The following is an 18,304-nucleotide window of genomic DNA, read 5'->3' on the forward strand; positions in this document are numbered from 1 at the left end:
ATGCAGATCCGGCTCACCGTCCTTCGACCGCGCAGCGGCCCGACCAGCCCCGGGAGCTCTGCCGACGTCCTGGTCACCGCACCGGTCGGCACCACGCTCGGCGCCGTCGCCACCGCGCTGGCCGGCGCGGTCGGCGTCCGCGGACCACGCTCCGCCACCCACATCCACCTGTACGCCGGTGAGCAGCGCCTGGACGAACAGCTCCCGATCGGCCACCCCCCGCTGATCGACGGCGCCGTCCTCGCCCTCGGCGAGCCCGACCCGGACACCGGGGACACCGCCGGCCACCCCGCCGCCGAACTCCGCGTCGTCGGCGGCCCCGACGCCGGCGGCGTCCACCGCCTGCACGGCGAGCGGATCCGGATCGGCCGCTCCACCGAGGCCGACGTGCCGCTCGACGACCCCGACGTGTCCCGGCTGCACCTCGCCCTCCACCTCACCGCCGACGGCCACGCCACCGTCCAGGACCTCGGCTCCACCAACGGCACCCTGCTGGACGAGCGCTACCTGCGCGAGGAGAGCGCCGAACTCGCGCCCGGCGCACTGCTGCGGATCGGCGAATCCACCCTCCAGCTCGCCCACCCCGCCGACATAGCGGCCCGCAGCACCACCCCCGACGGCGAAGGCCGGCTCCGGCTCGCCCCCCGCCCCACCGCCCGCACCGCACCCGGCCGCCCGGCCGGCCCCCCGCCCCCCGCCGAACCGCCCGCCGAGCCCGGCGGCGGCCGCGGCCGCTGGCTGCGCCGCACCCGCCCCGAGCCGCCCGCCGTCGACACCGACCGCCAGCACGCCACCGCCCGCCTGCGGCAGGCCGCCAACCAGCGCGAACGCTGGCCCGACCCGGCCGCGCTGCTGCTCGCCGCCCTCGGCACCGGCCCCCGGCTGTGGGAACGCGGCCCCGACCACCCCGACGCACTCACCCTGCGTCTGGGCACCGCCGACCTCCCCGGCGGCCCCGGCACCGCCCCCGGCACCCTGCTGCCCGCCGTCCCCGCCACCGTCGACCTGCAGACCGCCGGCAGCCTCGGCCTGGCCGGCCCGCGCCACCGCCTCGCCGGCCTGGCCCGCGCCGTGCTCGCCCAGCTCGCCGCGCTGCACCCGCCCAGCGGCCTCGCCCTGGTCGTGATCGCCCCCGAGCACCACGCCGAGGACTGGTCCTGGGCCCAGTGGCTGCCCCACCTGCGGCCCGCCCACGGCCAGGCCTGCCGGCTCCTCTACGGCCTCGGCCCCGAACAGGCCGAGGCCCGGCTCACCGAACTCGCCTCCGCCACCGCCGCCGCGCCCGCCACCGTCGTCCTGGTCGACGGCGATCCCGGCACCGACGCCGGCCGACGCGCCCTCGGCCTGCTGCTCCGGCAGGGCCCCGCGGCCGGCGTATTCGTCCTCTGCCTCGCCGAGGTCCCCGAGGAACTCCCCACCGGGCTCGGCGCGTTCGGCCTGATCACCGGCGAGGTCGCCACCCGCCTCACCCTCGACCGGCCGGCCGGCGGCGCCCGCGAACACCTCACCGACATCGCCCTCGACGCGGTCTCCCCCGCCTGGGCCGAACGCCTCGCCCGCACCCTCGCCCCGCTCCGCGAAGCCGCCACCGACGCCGACCACGCCGCCCGCGGACCGCTCCCCGAAGCCCTCCGCCTGCTCGACCTGCTGCGCTCCGAATCGCTCTCCCCCGCCCGGCTCGCCGAGAGCTGGAACGCGCTGCCCGCCGGCGCGGGCGCCGCCGCCGCCCTGCTCGGCACCGCACGCGGCGCGGCCGGCGAGGAGACCTGCGCCGTCGACCTCGCCGAGGACGGCGACCACCTGCTCATCGGCGGCGGCCCCGGCTCCGGCAAGTCCGAACTGCTGCGCGCCCTCGCCGCCTCGCTCGCCGTCTCCGAACGCCCCGGCCGTCTCGCCCTGCTGATGATCGACGGCGACCGCGCCGACGACGGCGGCCTGGCCGGCTGCACCGACCTGCCGCACGTCACCGACCACGTCAACGCCGCCGAGGACCCGCGCGGCGCACTGCTCGCCGCCGAACGCCTGCTCGACGAACTCGCCCACCGCGAAGCCCTGTTCGGCGGCCTCAGCTTCACCGAGTGGCACACCCGGCAGATCTTCGACAAAACCCCCGCACTGGTCGGCGGCCCCGCCGCGGACCGCGTCCGGGTGGTCGAACCCCGCCGCTCCCCCGACGCCCCGTCCGCCGACGCCCCCGCCCGCCTGATCGTCGTCGTCGACGACTACGACGCGCTGCTCGGCCCCGCCTCCCCCGGCGGCCGCCCGCTCGCCCGCGCGCTGGCCGCCGCCGCCACCCGCGGCGCCCGCCTCGGCGTACACGTCATCGCCACCACCGGCTCGCCGGAGAGCACCGCCGACACCGAACTCGACGAGGCCGCGCAACTGCGGATCGCCCTGCGCACCGAACAGCCCGGCGACTCCGACCTCCTGATCGACCTGCCCGACGCCGCCGCCCTGCCCGGCACCACCCCCGGCCGCGGCTACCTGCGCCGCCCCGACGGCGCCGTCACCGCCTTCCAGGGCGCCCGGGTCAGCGGCCGCATCCCGCGCACCGCGACGCTCCGGCCCACCGTCGTCGCCCAACGCCTGGAGGACCACGGCGCCGCCCCGTCCCCGCGCCCCGTCCGCGAACTCGGCAACGGCCCCACCGACCTCGCCCTGCTCGCCTCCGCCCTCCGCCGCGCCACCGAGAGCTGACCGCTTCAGGCTTCCGGGCGCCGCTCAGCCGGCGGCGTCCGGAAGCTGCGACGGGCAGCGGCCGCCCGGCGTGGTCAGCAGCTCGAAGTGCCACATCTCGTTCGCGAACACCTGGCACAGCCCGTACTTGGCGCCCTTCCGGTTCAGCCAGTCGTCGGCATTGGTCGGCCCGACGTCCACCGCCTTGCCCGACACGTGCGAGGACTTCTCCGGCGTGTTCACGTACCGCCGCGCCAGCTCCAGACTGCCGTGCTTCTCCACCGCGGCATCCAGCAACCGCTGCTGATAGCTCCGGCTCCGCCACCCCGAAGTGACCCGCAGCTCGATCCCCTGCTCCTTCGCGTCCGTGGCCGCCGCCCGCAACGCGGCGAGCAGCGCCGGATCGAGCTTGCTCACCGCCGCCGAGCCGTTGTCGAACGGGCTGGCCGAGACACCGGCGGCCAGCTCCCCGTCGGCCTCTCGCACCTGGTCCGATCCCCCCACGGCAAACGCCGCCACCGCTCCGAGCACCGCCACCGTCCCCGCTGCGGTGATGGTCCGCCGTGTGGTCTTCCTCATCTCTGCCTCCTGCTCCGTGCGCTTGCTTCCGGGCTCCATTGCAGGGCGGGCGGTGTTGCGAGGGCGTCTGCGTTTCCGCATACGTTTTCGACACCCGCCGCCCCCGGCCGCCCCGCGCAGCGGCACACGAAGCACCCGCGCCAGCCGCGCGCAGCGGGTGGTGAGGGCGGGCACACGTCTTCGACACCCACCGCATCCCCCCGGCCGCCCCGCGCAGCGGCACACGAAGCACCCGCGCCAGCCCCGCGCAGCGGGCGGTCGAGGCAGGCATACGTCTTCGACACCCACCGCCCCCGGCCGCCCCGCGCAGCGGGTACCGCCGGACCGGTCACCCCGGCCTGCCCCCCCCCGGTTCTCGCGCCGGCCCCGCGCAGCGGGTGGCGGGCATACGTATCCGACACCCACCGCATCCCCCCGGCCGCCCCGCGCAGCGGCACACAAAACACCCGCACCGGCCCCGCGCAGCGGGCGGTGGAGGCAGGCATACGTCTTCGACACCCACCGCATCCCCCCGGCCACCCCGCGCAGCGGGTACCGCCGGACCGGCCACCCCGGCCTGCCCCCGGTTCCCGCGCCGGCCTCGCGCAGCGGGTGGCGGGCATACGTTTTCGACATGCGGGGTCCGGTTCAATGGATGTTCGATCGTCGAGGAGCGGAGCTGTGCGTGCGGGTGCTGGTGGTGGAGGACGAGGTGTACCTCGCCGAGGCGGTGCAGGCGGGGTTGCGGTTGGCGGCGATCGCGTGCGACGTGGCGGGGGACGGCGAGGCGGCGTGGGAGCGGTTGGGGGTGCACCGGTACGACGTGGTGGTGCTGGACCGGGACCTGCCGGGGGTGTCGGGTGACGAGGTGTGCCGGCGGATCGTCGCGGCGGGGCTGGGCTGCCGGGTGCTGATGCTGACGGCGGCGTCGCGGCTGGATCAGAAGGTGGCGGGGTTCGAGCTGGGCGCGGACGACTATCTGACCAAGCCGTTCGACCTGGCCGAGCTGGTGGTGCGGCTGCGGTCGTTGGCCCGTCGGCCGGAGCAGTCCGCGCCGCCGGTGCTGGAGTTCGCGGGGCTGCGGGTGGATCCGTTCCGGCGCGAGGTGTTCCGGGACGGGCGGTATGTGGCGTTGCCGCGCAAGCAGTTCGCGGTGCTGGAGGTGCTGATGGCGGCGCGCGGCGGGGTGGTGAGCGCGGAGGATCTGCTGGAGCGGGCCTGGGACGAGCACGCGGATCCGTTCACCAACGCGGTGCGGATCACCATCTCGGGTCTGCGCAAGCGTCTCGGTGAGCCGTGGGTGATCCACACCGTGCCGGGTGTCGGCTACCGCCTGGACGCGGCGTGAGCCGCCCGCGCCGGTTGACCGCCCGGCTGCGGCTGACGTTGAGCTACACGCTGTTCACCGTGACCACCGGCGCGCTCTGCCTGGGCGTGGTGTACGTCGGCATGAAGTACGTCCCCAACTACCCGTTGACGTCGGCGAATCCGCGCTACCGCTCGGACGCCCCGTCGCGGCAGGAGATCCTGCGCTCGCTGCTCACGGCGGAGGCGTACGCGCTGGCGGTGCTGACGACGGTGGGGATGGTGGGCGGCTGGCTGGTGGCGGGGCGGGTGCTGCGGCCGTTGCAGGAGGTGACGGCGGCGGCGCGGCGGGCGTCGGACGGGGATCTGGGGCACCGGATCGCGTTGGCGGGGCCGCGGGACGAGTTCACCGAGCTCGCGGACGCGTTCGACGAGATGCTGGCCCGGCTGGAGCGGGCGTTCGACGCGCAGCAGCGTTTCGCGGCGAACGCCTCGCACGAGCTGCGGACGCCGCTGGCGATCAACCGGACGATGCTGCAGGTGGCGGCGGCCGACCCGGCGGGGCAGGACTGGCCGCGGCTGGTGGACCGGCTGCTGGACACCAACCGGCGCGGCATCGAGGTCACCGAGGCGCTGCTGCAGCTCGCCGAACTCCCGCACCGCGTCCCGGAGTCGGCGCCGGTGGAGCTGTCCGCGCCGGCCCGCGAGGCGTTGGCGGCGGTGGCCGCGGAGGCCGCGGAGCTGGGGGTGGCCGTCAGTGCGGAGCTGTCCGCGGCCCCGGCCGCCGGCAACGAGGTGCTGCTGCGGCAGGCGGCGGTGAACCTGCTGCAGAACGCCGTCCGGCACAACCTGCCGTCCGGCGGCCGGGTGGAGCTGGCCACCGGCCCGGACCGGCAGCATCCGGGCAGGGTGCAGTTGACGGTGCGCAACTCCGGCCCGGTGCTGGACAGTTCGGTGGTCGCCACGCTCACCGAGCCGTTCCTGCGCGGCAGCGGCCGGACGGCACAGCGCGGCCCGGTGCGGCGCGGACACGGCCTGGGGCTGGCGATCGTCGCGGCGGTCACCGAGGCACACGGCGGACAGTTGCGGCTGGCGGGCAACCCGGACGGTGGGTTGACGGTGGTGCTCAGTCTGCCCGGTACGGCAGGTAGTGGGGCTGCGGTCGCGGCCAGGTGATGTCGAGGAACAGCGGGTAGTTCTCGCGTTCCAGGCAGCGCAGCAGGAACTCGGGGAAGGTGCCGCGGGTGGCGTACCACTGGCCGGTGTCGCTGACCACGGCGATCGGCCAGCGGTCCGGGTCGGGGCCCTGGGCGAGGAAGAACCAGGCGCCGCCGTACTTGTCGACCCCCCAGCCGATCAGCCCGCCGGGCTCGGGGTGGTACGGGAACGGGTCGATGTCGTGGTTGCGTGTCTGGCCGGGCTGCGAGCCGTACCACACCCCCCACAGCCCGCGGGCCTCGTCCGCGGTGCCGTCGACCGGTCCGAGGACGGTGAGGAAGCTGTCCAGGGTGCCGGGGCCCCAGCGGTCCACGAAGGTCTTGTAGCCGCTCGGCAACCGGACCCCGAGGTAGGTCTCGGCAGCGTCCCAACTGCCGTGCGGCGCTTGCCTGTCGGGTTCGCCGAGCAGGTCCGTGAGCCGGTCGAACGCGGAATCGCTCATGCGGGTCATTGTGCCGGGAACGCCCGAAGGGGCCCCGGGCGGGTTGCCCGGGACCCCTTCGGGGTGGTGCGGTCAGCGACCGGCGCGCAGCAGGGTGCGGATGACCCGCATGGCGACCGAGAGGCTGGACAGCTCGTAGTTGTCCGAACCCCTTATGTCGTCGAGGGTGGTGCGGGCCCGACCGAGCAGGTTGCCGTTGAGCTCGGCCCACTCGGTGTAGCGCTCCTCGGGGCTGGATCCGGCCGGTCCGGCGGCCAGCACGTCGGAGGTGAGCGCGGCGTGCGCGGCGAACAGGTCCTCGCGGATCGCGGCGCGGGCCATCGAGGACCACCGGTCGGTGCGCGGCAGTTCGATGATCCGGTCGAGCAGGTGGCTGATCTCCAGGCGGTCGCCGAGGTCGTAGTACAGCTCGGCGACCTCCATCACGTCCGCGTCCGAGCGGTCCGCGACACCGACGATGTCGAGGGTCGGGAACGCGGAGGACAGTCCGGCCATCCGGCCGGCCAGGTCTTCCGGCACACCGGCCGAGGACAGCCTCTGGTACACCGACTCGTACCAGGCGAGGTCCTCGCCGCGCAGCGGCTTGGGCAGCGAGTCCCAGACCTGGTTGACCCGGTCGTGGAAGAACGCGATGGTGCCGGCGATGTCGAGCGGCTGGCGGCGGTTGCCCAGCATCCAGCGGGTGGCGCGCTCGACCAGGCGGCGGGCGTGCAGCCGCATGGTGGTCTGGATCTTGGCGCCGACCTGGTTGTCGAGGCCCTCGACCTGGTCCCAGAGCTGCTCCAGGCCGAACACCGCGCGGGCGGCGGCGTGGGTGCGGGCGATCTCCTCCATCGTCGCGCCGGTCTCCTCGCGGAGGCGGAACGCGAAGGTGCAGCCACCGCGGTTGATCGTGTCGTTGACGATCAGCGTGGTGATGATCTCCCGGCGCAGCGGGTGGTTGTCGATCTGCTCGGCGAACCGGGCCCGCAGCGCGGACGGGAAGTACTGGTGCAGCACGTCCCGGAAGTACGGGTCGTCGGGCAGGTCGGTGGCGAGCAGCTCCTCGGCGAGGGTGATCTTGGTGTAGGCCAGCAGCACCGACAGCTCGGGCTGGGACAGGCCGCGGCCGGCCTGCTGGCGCTCACGGATCTGCTTCTCGGTGGGCAGGAACTCCAGCGCCCGGTCGAGCTGTCCGTTGGACTCCAGCCGGTTGATCATGCGGGCGTGCACGTTGACCATGCTGGCGGCCTGCGCGACGGCGTTGGCCAGCACCACGTTCTGCGCGTAGTTGTTGCGCAGCACCAGGCGGCCGACCTCGTCGGTCATCTCGGCGAGCAGGGTGTTGCGCTGCTTGACCGTCATGTCGCCGTCGGCGACCACCTGGTTGAGCAGGATCTTGATGTTCACCTCGTGGTCCGAGGTGTCCACGCCGGCCGAGTTGTCGATGGCGTCGGTGTTGATCCAGCCGCCGCTGGACTGCGGGCCGCCGTGCGAGGCGAACTCGATCCGGCCGAGCTGGGTGCAGCCGAGGTTGCCGCCCTCGCCGATGACGCGGGCGCGGATGTCGGTGCCGTTGACCCGGATCGGGTCGTTGGCCTTGTCGCCGACCTCCGCGTTGGTCTCGGTGGAGGCCTTCACGTAGGTGCCGATGCCGCCGTTCCAGAACAGGTCCACGGGGGCCTGCAGGATGGCCTTCATCAGCTCGGCGGGGGTCAGCTTGGCCGCTTCGATGCCGAGCACCTCGCGGACCTGGGCGGACAGCTGGATCGACTTGGCGGAGCGCGGGAACACGCCGCCGCCGGCCGAGATCAGCGACTTGTCGTAGTCGTCCCAGGAGCTGCGCGGCAGGTTGAACAGGCGCTGGCGCTCGGCGTGCGAGGCGGCCGCGTCCGGGTTCGGGTCGAGGAAGATGTGCCGGTGGTCGAAAGCGGCGACCAGGCGGATGTGCTCGGACAGCAGCATGCCGTTGCCGAACACGTCGCCGGACATGTCGCCGATGCCGATGACGGTGAAGTCCTCGGACTGGGTGTCGACGCCGAGCTCGCGGAAGTTGCGCTTGACGGACTCCCACGCGCCGCGGGCGGTGATGCCCATGCCCTTGTGGTCGTAGCCGGCCGAGCCGCCGGACGCGAACGCGTCGCCGAGCCAGAAGCCGTACTCCTGGGCGACACCGTTGGCGATGTCGGAGAACGTCGCGGTGCCCTTGTCGGCGGCGACCACCAGGTAGGTGTCGTCCTCGTCGTGGCGGACCACGTCGACCGGGTTCACGACCTCGCCGGCGACCAGGTTGTCGGTGATGTCGAGCAGCGCCGAGATGAAGGTCTTGTACGAGGCGATGCCCTCGGCCAGCCACGCGTCGCGGTCCACCGACGGGTCCGGCAGCTGCTTGGCGACGAAGCCGCCCTTGGCGCCGACCGGCACGATGACGGTGTTCTTGACCATCTGGGCCTTGACCAGGCCGAGGATCTCGGTGCGGAAGTCCTCACGCCGGTCGGACCAGCGCAGACCACCGCGGGCGACCTTGCCGAAGCGCAGGTGGACGCCCTCGACCCGGGGCGAGTACACCCAGATCTCGAAGGCGGGGCGCGGCGCGGGCAGGTCCGGGATGGCCTTGGGGTCGAACTTCATCGACACGTACGAGTGCCAGTTGCCCTCGGCGTCGTGCTGGAAGAAGTTGGTCCGCAGGGTGGCCTTGATCAGGTGCAGGAAGGAGCGCAGGATGCGGTCCTCGTCCAGCGACACGACCTCGTCGAGGGCGCCGGACAGCTCTTCCAGGATGGCGTCGGTCAGCTCGTCGCCGCCGGAGCGGTGGCTCGGCGAGAGCCGGGCCTCGAACAGGTTGACCAGCAGCCGGGTGGTGTGGGTGTTGTTGCGGAGCGCGTCCTCCATGTAGTCCTGGGAGAACGTGGAGCCCGCCTGCCGCAGGTACTTCGCGTAGGCGCGCAGCACCACGGCCTGACGCCAGGTCAGCTTGGCGGTGAGGACCAGCTCGTTGAAGCGGTCGTTCTCGGCCTGGCCGCGCCAGGTCGCCGCGAAGGTGTCCTGGAAGCGCTCGCGGTCCTCCTCGGTGAGGTCGGTGCCCTCGCGCAGGCGCAGACCGAAGTCGACCACCCACGCGGTGGTGCCGTCGGTGCGGCGCAGCGCGTACGGGTGCTCGTCGAGCACCTCGACGCCCAGGCGTTGCAGGACCGGCAGGACCTCGGTGAGCGAGATCGGGCCGCCCACCCGGTAGATCTTGAAGCGGCGCTCGTCGTCGCCCGCGCCGACCGGCTGGTACAGGTTCAGGCGGAAGTCGCCCTCGCCGGTGAGCGATTCGATCTGCTTGAGGTCGGCGACGGCGGTGCGCGGCGAGTAGTCGGCGCGGTAGCCGTCGGGGAAGGCGGTGGCGTACTTGTGGCCCAGCTCGGCGGCGTGCTCCTCGCCGAACTCGGTCTGCAGCTGGTCGTTGAAGCCGTCCATCCAGAACCGGGCGGCCTCGGCGAGCCGGTTCTCGATCCGCTCGATGTCGGCGTCGGACAGCTGCGGCAGCTCGTTGCCGGGGGCGACCCGGACCACGAAGTGCAGGCGGGTCAGCACCGACTCGGTGGCGTACACCGTGTAGTCGATGGTGTCGCCGTCCAGCTCCTCCTTGAGGATGCTCATCAGGGCGAGCCGGATGCGGGTGGTGTAGCGGTCGCGCGGCAGGTAGACGTACGCCGAGAAGTAGCGGCCGTACTCGTCCTGACGGAGGAACAGCCGCAGCCGGCGGCGCTCCTGCAGGTACAGCACGCTGGTGGCGACGGACTGCAGCTCGGCGGCGGCGGTCTGGAACATCTCGTCGCGCGGGAAGGTCTCCATGATCTGGAGCAGGTCGCGGCCGTCGTGGCTTTCGCCGGAGAAGCCGGCGCCGTCCATGACCTCCTGCACCTTGCGGCGCACCACGGGGATCCGGGTGACCGACTCGGTGTAGGCGGCGGAGGAGAACAGACCGAGGAAGCGGCGCTCGCCGATCGGCTCGCCGGCCGCGTTGAACTTCTTCACGCCGACGTAGTCGAGGTACGCGGGGCGGTGCACAGTGGCCCGGCTGTTGGCCTTGGTGAGGATCAGCAGCTTCTTCTCGTGCGCCTTGGCGCGCACGGGGGCGGAGAGCCGGCCGAAGGCCTCGGAGACCGGGTGGTGGTCCACGTCGTGGCTGAGCGGGTCGGCGCGCAGGATGCCGAGGCCGGTGCCGGCGACCGCCTTGAGCACCTCCTCGCCCTTGTGCTCGACCAGGTCGTACTCGCGGTAGCCGAGGAAGGTGAAGTGCTCGTCGGCCAGCCAGCGCATCAGCTCCCAGGCCTCGCCGACCTCCTGCTCGGGCAGGTGCGCGGGGGGCTGCTCGGCGAGCTCGTCGGCCAGACGGAGCGCGGAGTCGCGCATCTTCGTCCAGTCCTCGACGACCTCGCGGACGTCGCCCAGCACGCGGCGCAGGCCCGTCTCGATCTCGCGCAGGTCCTCGCGGGCGGTCTCGCGGTCGATCTCGATGTGCATCCAGGACTCGATCACGGCGTCCGCGGGCCACTCGGCGCCGGCGGCCTGCGCGCGGTTGCACGCGTCGGTGTCGAGGATCTCCAGCAGCTTGCCGGTGAGGTCGCGGCGGACCGCCAGCTGCGGGTGCACGACCAGGTGGATGGCGCGGTTCAGGCGGGTCAGCTCGTTGGTGACCGAGTCGACCAGGAACGGCATGTCGTCGGTGACGACCTCGACCACGGTGTGGCCGCAGGACCAGCCGTTCTCCTCCACGGTCGGGGTGTACACCCGGACCTCGGCGGTGCCCTGCGGGCGCTTGAGGCCCAGCCGGTAGTGGGAGGCCGCGGCACCGTAGACGTCCACCGGGTCCCGGTTGATCAGGTCCTCGGGGGCCGTGTGGAGGTAGTAGTGGTGCAGGTAGGCGGCCAGAGCGCCGTTGCTCAGCCCTTCGCCGGGCGCCGCTCCCCCCACCTGGCTGTTCTCAGCGGCTGCTGCTGCCTTCTTGAGCAGGTCGGCCTTGGCTGCGTCCAGCTTGGTCTGCATAGCTGTTTGGCTCCTGTCGCGCGCCGTTGCGTGACTCGGTGATGACGGTGGGTGCACCGCCGGGCCCCATCGGCAAATCCTCCCGCGCACCAGGTGGAAAAGCGCTCATGTCACGCATGAGTCGCGCTCAACCCGGGTACGACAAGTCGTTTGGCCTGCCTGACCGAAACCGGCGACGCCAGCCAGCCTAACGTGGCGGCACCAGGGTGTCAGGGGACATGGAGGCACAATCCCGGACGAAGATCGTTCCTTCCTGGACACCTTGTCCAAAGCCGTCCGGGCGTCCTGTACGTCACTCGGGTGACCACTCCATGTGCGGGTGCACGTAGTCGGTCGGCGGGGTGAACGTCTCCTTGATCGACCTGGTGGACGTCCAGCGCAGCAGGTTCTGCGCCGCGCCCGCCTTGTCGTTGGTGCCGGACGCCCGGCCGCCGCCGAACGGCTGCTGTCCGACCACCGCTCCGGTCGGCTTGTCGTTGACGTACAGATTTCCGGCGGTGAACCGCAGCCGCTCCACGGCCTGCGCGATGGCCCGCCGGTCCTGCGCGATCACCGAGCCGGTCAGGCCGTACGGGGCGGCCGCGTCGACCCGGTCCAGCGCCTCCTCCCAGCGGGTGTCCTCGTACACCTGGACGGCCAGGATCGGCCCGAAGTACTCGGTGGAGAAGATCTCGCCGCGCCGGGCGCCGCCGAGCAGCACGGTCGGCCGGACGAACCACCCGATCGCGTCGTCGTACTGGCCGCCCGCGAGGAGTTCCACCTGCGGGTCGGCCTTGGCGCGCTCGATCGCATCGCGGTTGCGCGCGAACGCGCGTTCGTCGATCAGCGCGCCCATGAAGTTGCTCAGGTCGGTGACGTCGCCGACGGTCAGCGCGTCCACCTCGCCGAGGAAGTCGTCCTTGATCCGCCGCCACAGGCTGCGCGGCACGTACGCCCGGGACAGTGCCGAGCACTTCTGGCCCTGGTACTCGAACGCGCCGCGCAGCATCGCGGTGCGCAGCACGGCCGGGTCGGCGGAGGGGTGGGCGATCAGGAAGTCCTTGCCGCCGGTCTCACCGACGATCCGCGGGTAGCTGCGGTAGTGGCCGATGCTGCGGCCGATCTCCCGCCACAGGTGCTGGAAGGTGGCGGTGGAGCCGGTGAAGTGCAGCCCGGCCAGCGCCGGGTCCCGCAGCGCCACCTCGGTCACCGCCTGCCCGTCGCCGGTGACCAGGTTGACCACGCCGGGCGGCAGGCCGGCCTCCTCCAGCAGCCGCATCAGGAAGTGCGCGGCCAGCATCTGCGCCGGTGCGGGCTTCCACACCACCGTGTTGCCCATCAGGGCGGGCGCGGTCGGCAGGTTGCCGGCGACGGCGGTGAAGTTGAACGGGGTGATCGCGCAGACGAAGCCCTCCAGCGGGCGGTGGTCGGCGCGGTTCCACACCCCGGGGCCGGAGATCGGCTGCTCGGCCAGGATCTGCCGGGCGAACCGCACGTTGAACCGCCAGAAGTCGACCAGCTCGCACACGTCGAGCTCGGCCTGCTGCACGGACTTCGACTGGCCCAGCACGGTGGCGGCGGCCAGCGTCTCGCGCCACGGCCCGGCCAGCAGGTCGGCGGCGCGCAGGAACACCGCCGCCCGGTCGTCGAACGACAGGCCCCGCCACTCCGGCGCGGCCGCCAGCGCCGCGTCCACCGCGGCCCGCACGTCGGCGGCGGTCGCGTTGCCCAGCACGCCGAGCTTCGCCGCGTGGTGGTGCGGCTGCGCCACCTCGATCCGCTCCCCGCCGCCGATCCGCTGCCGGCCGCCGACGGTCATCGACAGCGTCGTGTACTGCCCGGCCAGCAGGTCCGCGACCCGCAGCAGCCGGGCCCGCTCGGGACTGCCCGGCGCGTACTCCCGCGACGGCTCGTTGACGGGTGTGGGGACGGTGGTGACCGCGTCGATCGGCATGCTGCTCAACTGCTCCGTACGGTGGTGCGTGCTGTTCCCCTCCCAGGGTGAACGCGCGTACCCGCGTTGACGTGCCGTGACACGCCTAGCGCGACAGCTCCTCGGCCACCGCGACGGCCTCCGCCAGCGAATCCACCACCGGCACGCCGACGTGCACCAGCTTCTCCCGGGTGTGCGAGCCGCCCGTCCACAGCACCGACTTGATGCCCTGCGACAGCGCCGCGTGCGCGTCGTCCGCCGCGTCCCCGATCAGCACGGTGCGCTGCCGGTCGATCTCCCCGTCCAGCGCCGCCAGGTGCCCCGCCAGCTCCTCCGCCTTGCGCCCGCCGGAATCCCCACGCCGTCCGTCCACCCGCACGAAGTGCCTGGTCAGGCCGAACGCGTCCACCGCCGGCACCAGCTTCTCGTGCTCGTACATCGACAGCACCGACTGGCTGCGCCCACCCGCCGCCCACCCCGTCAGCAGCTCCTCCACGCCCGGCGTCAGCCCGCAGCTCGGGAACAGTTCCAGGTACTTGACGTGGAACGCGTCGTCCAGCTCCAGCCACTCGTCCCGGCTCGGCATCCGCCCCAGCAGCCGGTGGTAGAACCGCGGGACCGGGATCTCGTACTGCGCCCGGTACTCCTCCAGCGACATCGGCGCGATCCCGACCAGCGAGAGCGCCGCGTTGCTGGCCCCCAGCACCGCCGGCATGTCCGACAGCAGGGTGCCGTTCCAGTCCCAGACTATGTGTGTACGCACCCGCCAAGGGTACGGCCGGGGCCCGGAATCCCGTTCGGAACCCCGGGCCCGGGCCGGCCGGATCAGGCAGCGTTGAACTCGTCCGGGTTCGGGCCGGTGCGCAGGCCGCGGTCGGTGGCGGCGATCGCGGCCATTTCCTCGTCGGTCAGGGTGAAGTCGAAGACGTCGAGGTTCTGCCGGATCCGGGCCGGGGTGACGGACTTCGGGATGACCAGGTTGCCGAGCTGGAGGTGCCAGCGCAGCACCACCTGGGCGGCGGACTTGCCGGTGCGCCCGGCGATCGCGGTGATCGCCGGATCGCCCAGCACGGCGCCCTGGGCGAGCGGGCTCCAGGCCTCGGTGGCGATGCCGTGCTCGGCGTGGAAGGCCCGCAGTTCGGCCTGCTGGAGGCCGGGGTGCAGTTCGACCTGGTTGACGGCGGGCACCAGGCCGCCGTTCTCGATCAGCCGGGTGAGGTGCGCGGGCTGGAAGTTGGAGACGCCCGCGGCGCGGATCCGGCCGTCGGCGGCGAGGCGCTCGATCGCCCGCCAGGAGTCGAGGTAGAGGTCCCGGGCGGGGGTGGGCCAGTGGATCAGGTACAGGTCGACGGTCTCCAGCCCGAGCTTGTCGAGGCTGGCGTCGAAGGCCCGCAGGGTCGCGTCGTAGCCCTGGTCGGCGTTCCACAGCTTGGTGGTGATGAACAGCTCCTCGCGCGGCAGCCCGGACGCGGCCAGCGCCTTGCCGACGCCGCGCTCGTTGCCGTAGATCGCGGCGGTGTCGATGCTGCGGTAGCCGGCCTCCAGCGCGGTGGCGACGGCGGCGGTGGTCTCCTCGTCCGGGACCTGGAAGACGCCGAAGCCGAGCTGCGGCATCTCGACGCCGTTGTTGAGGGTGACAGTGGGGACGGTCATGCGGATCAAGCCTTTTCGGTGAGGGTGTAGTTCAGGGTCTGGGCGCGGATCAGGCCGTCCCGGAAGACGAAGGTGTCGACTCCGTCGGTCACCTGCCGGGTGGCGGTGGCGGCGCTCCAGCGGAGGAACAGCAGGTCGTCGGCGAACAGCGGGGTGAGCTGCCATTCGGCGTCGGGGAGTTCGGCGAGCAGCCGGCCGATGACCTGCTTGACGCCGCCGCGGCCGGTGCGGACGCCGTCGGGCGTCAGGAACACGGCGTCCTCGGTGTAGCTCTGGGCGATCAGGTCGAGGTCGCCGGTGGCGAGGCGCCGGCCGTGCTCGGCGAACACCTCCTGCGGGGTGCGGGCGCTCACCGGTCGAGCTCCCGCAGCGCGGTCGTGGCGAACCCGTGGTCCTGCTCGGGGGCGCCGCCGCCGACGCCGAGGGCGCCGATCAGCCGGCCGTCGCGGTGCACCGGGACGCCGCCGGCGATGAACAGCAGGGGACGGTCCAGCGCGGTCGGCAGCGAGTGGAACGGGCCGTCCGGCTTGACCAGGTCGACCAGGTCGGCGGTCGGCGCGTTCAGCTGGAGCGCGGTGTACGCCTTGCGGGTGCTGGTCTCGCCGGAGATCAGCACGGCCCGGTCGTCGCGGCGGAACGCCAGCAGGTGCCCGCCCGCGTCCAGGACGGTGACGCTGACCGCGACCCCGGCCGCCTCGGCGGCGGCGCGGGCGGCGACGATCAGGGTCTCGGCGTCGGTGGTGGTGAGCGGGGTGGTGGTGAGGGTGGTGCTCATGGTGCTTCTCCGGTACGGGGAGTGAGGGTGGATCAGTGGTTCAGCGCGGGAGCGGGGACGGCCGCGGGGGCCGCCGCCTCGCGGCGCTCCAGGCCGGCCGAGACGAAGGCCAGCAGCAGGGCGGAGCCGGCCAGCGCCGCGCCCACCCAGTTGGGTGCGGTCGCGCCGAATCCGGCCGAGATGACGGCGCCGCCGAGCCACGCGGCGAGCGCGTTGCCCAGGTTGAATGCTCCGATGTTGACGGCCGAGGCCAGCGTCGGCGCGCCGTGCGCCTGGTCGAGGACCCGCTTCTGGAGCGGCGGCACGGTGGCGAAGCCGAGGGCGCCGATCACCAGCAGGGTGACCGCGGCGGTGATCTCGTTGTGCGCGGTGACGGTGAACAGGGCGAGGGCGAGGGCCAGGCCGCCGAGGGTGGTGAACAGCATCGGCATCAGCCGGCGGTCGGCGAACCGGCCGCCCAGCAGGTTGCCGAGGAACATGCCGACGCCGAGCAGCACCAGCAGCCACGGCACCGCGCCTGCCGAGAAGCCCGCGACGTCGGTCATCATCGGCGCGATGTAGGTGATCGCGGCGAACACGCCGCCGAAGCCGAGGACGGTCATCGCCATCGCCAGCACCACCTGCACGTTGCGGAACGCGGCCAGCTCCCGGCGCAGGCGCGCGCCCTCGGGCCGGGGCAGGTCCGGCACCAGCTTGGCGATGCCGAGCAGTCCGATCACGCCGAGCGCGGCGACGACCGCGAAGGTGGCCCGCCAGCCGACGCTCTGGCCGACGAAGGTGCCGAGCGGCACGCCGACGATGTTGGCGACCGTCAGCCCGGTGAACATGGTGGCGATCGCCCCGGCCTTCTTCTCCGGCGCGACGAGCTCGGCGGCGACCACCGACCCGATGCCGAAGAACGCGCCGTGGGCGAGCGAGGCGACGATCCGCCCGACCAGCATCGCCCCGAAGTTCGGCGCGAGGGCCGAGAACAGGTTCCCGACGGTGAACAGGACCATCAGCAGCATCAGCATCCGCTTGCGGCTGATCCGGGTGCCGAGCACGGTCATCAGCGGTGCGCCGACGACCACGCCGATCGCGTAGCCGGTGACCAGCAGGCCGGCGGTGGGGATCGTCACCCCGAAGTCCGAGGCGACCTCGGGCAGCAGGCCCATGATCACGAACTCGGTGGTTCCGATGCCGAACGCCCCGATGGCCAGGGCGAGGAGCGCGAGAGGCATGACTGCCGACCTCCATGCGATTGCGGATGCGCCTTACGTGCTCCGACAATAATTGCAGACGCATCTTCTTGCAAGCGCAATGATTGCAGACGCCTTGTACGGGGTGGTCGGTGCAATGGGCGCGGAAACGCGAGGACCCCGCCCCGGCCGGGTGGCCGTGACGGGGTCCTGGAGCGAAAGATCAGCCGATCAGACCGGGGATCTCCTGGGTGGCGAACCAGAGCAGCTCGTGGTCCTCCGCGCCGTCCACGGTGAACTGCGCGTCCTGGTCGCCCTGGTCGGCGGCGGCGATCGCGTCGGCCGCGGCGGCCACGTCGGCCTCCACGTCCGCGTCCGCGTCGTCGGCGTGCACCGAGGCGGCCTTCACCAGCCGGATCGGGCCGGCCAGCACCACCCGGCCCAGCGAGGCCTGGTCCTGGTACTCGTCGCCCGGGAACGGCGACACCGCGGAGTCGGCGACCTCGACGGCCACCACGACGCGCCGCCGCGCCGCCTTCGGGTCGGCGGCCAGCAGCCGGATCGAGGACAGCGCCGCCCGGTTGAGGGCCGCGTACTCCAGCTCCTCCATGTCGTCGCTGACGTACCACTCGCGAAGCGCCGGAGTCACCGCGTACGCGACGCTCTGCTCCAGGACCCCCTCGGGGTGCGCCACCGTCAGGTCGTTCAACGTGGTGGGCACGTACACGCGCATGGGGGGCACCTTCCTCGGTCACAGTGCGACGGGTCAAGAATACGCAGCCCGCGGCCGCCGGTTCCGCGCTGGGCCGGTCAGGGGAGGGGCGGTGTCCCCCTTGGTGCCGCCCGGCCGCCGACCGTGCGTCAACTCCGCGACCGGCCGGGCCCGCCGGGCCCCTTCCGCCCCCGCGAACACCACCCGCACGAGTGGATTTTCCGGCCGCCTCGCGGGCGCGCGACCCGCCTTGGGCCTGCCCCTGCGGGCCCGATAACAAGGTCCGGCACACCCGACTCACCGGCCCCCACGCCCCGACGCCCGAGAAGGCCCCGATGACCGAGCAGCTCACCCGGACGCCCGGCCCCCGCATCCGCCCGCTGGTCCATCCGGTGCACTCCGCCCGCCGCCCGGTCCGCCACCCGCACCCGGCCGGCGACGCGGTCCGGACCGTCCGCAGCCCGCGGGCGGCCTGCGACGGCGGACGCCCGGCCCGGCCGCGCAGCCCGGCACCGACCCGGACGGGGCACAGCGAGCTGGCGGCCCGCTTCGCCCGCCGCCTGGTGGAGGTGCTGTGCGGGGTGCGCCCGGTGCACCAGCTGCAGCGGCACACCACGCTGCCGGGCTTCCACCAGCTCGCGGCACTCACCCGCAGCGGCCCGCTCCGCCCGCGCGGGCGGTCCTGGCAGCCGCGGCTGGGCCATGTGCACGACTCGGCGCCCGCGCCGGGCGCGGTGGAGGCCTGCGTCCGGATCGAACTCGGGCCCCGGCACCACATGCTGGCGTTCCGGCTGGAACTGCACACCCGCACCGGCCAGTGGCAGTGCACCGCCGTCGAGGCCCGCTGAACACCTGCCGAGTG

Annotated in this window: 14 protein-coding genes; 4 read left to right on the forward strand and 10 right to left on the reverse strand. The window is 73.1% G+C overall.

Annotated elements, in window-relative coordinates:
• Positions 1-2,697, forward strand: a complete 2,697-nt coding sequence (locus ACFYS8_RS31640; protein ID WP_387647658.1) for an FtsK/SpoIIIE domain-containing protein — start codon at positions 1-3, stop codon at positions 2,695-2,697.
• Positions 2,698-2,721: 24 nt separating this feature from the next.
• On the opposite strand, the gene ACFYS8_RS31645 is transcribed toward ACFYS8_RS31640, so the two are convergent.
• Entirely contained in the window at positions 2,722-3,255 is a 534-nt protein-coding gene (locus tag ACFYS8_RS31645; protein WP_387647586.1) for a M15 family metallopeptidase, read from the reverse strand.
• 664 nt (positions 3,256-3,919) lie between these two features.
• Between ACFYS8_RS31645 and ACFYS8_RS31650 the strand changes: the two genes are divergently transcribed.
• Positions 3,920-4,582 carry a response regulator transcription factor gene (locus tag ACFYS8_RS31650; RefSeq protein ID WP_387647661.1) on the forward strand — a complete coding sequence of 221 codons (663 nt, stop codon included), beginning with the start codon at positions 3,920-3,922 and terminating at the stop codon, positions 4,580-4,582.
• Complete coding sequence (locus tag ACFYS8_RS31655; RefSeq protein ID WP_387647589.1) at positions 4,579-5,715, forward strand: sensor histidine kinase; 1,137 nt, start codon at positions 4,579-4,581, stop codon at positions 5,713-5,715. The genes ACFYS8_RS31650 and ACFYS8_RS31655 overlap by 4 nt, the downstream gene beginning before the upstream one ends.
• Here ACFYS8_RS31655 and ACFYS8_RS31660 read toward each other — a convergent pair.
• From ACFYS8_RS31660 to ACFYS8_RS31700, 9 genes are all read right to left on the reverse strand, one after another.
• A complete protein-coding gene (locus ACFYS8_RS31660) occupies positions 5,666-6,199 on the reverse strand; it encodes a hypothetical protein (RefSeq protein WP_387647592.1) in 534 nt (177 codons plus the stop codon). The genes ACFYS8_RS31655 and ACFYS8_RS31660 overlap by 50 nt on opposite strands.
• 72 nt (positions 6,200-6,271) lie before the next feature.
• A complete protein-coding gene (locus tag ACFYS8_RS31665; RefSeq protein ID WP_387647594.1) occupies positions 6,272-11,212 on the reverse strand; it encodes an NAD-glutamate dehydrogenase in 4,941 nt (1,646 codons plus the stop codon).
• 292 nt (positions 11,213-11,504) lie between these two features.
• Positions 11,505-13,139 (reverse strand): L-glutamate gamma-semialdehyde dehydrogenase, encoded by a 1,635-nt coding sequence (gene pruA / locus ACFYS8_RS31670; RefSeq protein ID WP_387647664.1) that lies wholly within the window; start codon positions 13,137-13,139, stop codon positions 11,505-11,507.
• A 91-nt stretch (positions 13,140-13,230) separates the two neighbouring features.
• Complete coding sequence (locus ACFYS8_RS31675) at positions 13,231-13,887, reverse strand: HAD family hydrolase (RefSeq protein WP_387647597.1); 657 nt, start codon at positions 13,885-13,887, stop codon at positions 13,231-13,233.
• Positions 13,888-13,949: 62 nt separating this feature from the next.
• The gene (locus ACFYS8_RS31680; protein ID WP_387647600.1) at positions 13,950-14,777 is read right to left on the reverse strand and encodes an aldo/keto reductase; all 828 of its coding nucleotides are present in this window, start codon (positions 14,775-14,777) and stop codon (positions 13,950-13,952) included.
• Between the two features lie 5 nt (positions 14,778-14,782).
• Entirely contained in the window at positions 14,783-15,130 is a 348-nt protein-coding gene (locus tag ACFYS8_RS31685) for a nuclear transport factor 2 family protein (RefSeq protein ID WP_387647603.1), read from the reverse strand.
• A complete protein-coding gene (locus ACFYS8_RS31690; protein ID WP_387647606.1) occupies positions 15,127-15,552 on the reverse strand; it encodes a heme-binding protein in 426 nt (141 codons plus the stop codon). The genes ACFYS8_RS31685 and ACFYS8_RS31690 overlap by 4 nt, the downstream gene beginning before the upstream one ends.
• A 32-nt stretch (positions 15,553-15,584) precedes the next feature.
• Positions 15,585-16,772: an MFS transporter gene (locus ACFYS8_RS31695; RefSeq protein WP_387647608.1), complete on the reverse strand. Its 1,188-nt coding sequence runs from the start codon at positions 16,770-16,772 to the stop codon at positions 15,585-15,587.
• A 181-nt stretch (positions 16,773-16,953) separates the two neighbouring features.
• Positions 16,954-17,463: a DUF6912 family protein gene (locus ACFYS8_RS31700; RefSeq protein ID WP_387647611.1), complete on the reverse strand. Its 510-nt coding sequence runs from the start codon at positions 17,461-17,463 to the stop codon at positions 16,954-16,956.
• A gap of 314 nt (positions 17,464-17,777) precedes the next feature.
• Here ACFYS8_RS31700 and ACFYS8_RS31705 point away from each other — a divergent pair, with 314 nt between their 5' ends.
• Positions 17,778-18,290 carry an Rv3235 family protein gene (locus ACFYS8_RS31705; protein ID WP_387647614.1) on the forward strand — a complete coding sequence of 171 codons (513 nt, stop codon included), beginning with the start codon at positions 17,778-17,780 and terminating at the stop codon, positions 18,288-18,290.
• Positions 18,291-18,304 lie beyond the last annotated feature (14 nt).

The sequence above is a fragment of the Kitasatospora sp. NPDC004615 genome, assembly GCF_042873545.1.
Taxonomy (GTDB): Bacteria; Actinomycetota; Actinomycetes; order Streptomycetales; family Streptomycetaceae; genus Kitasatospora.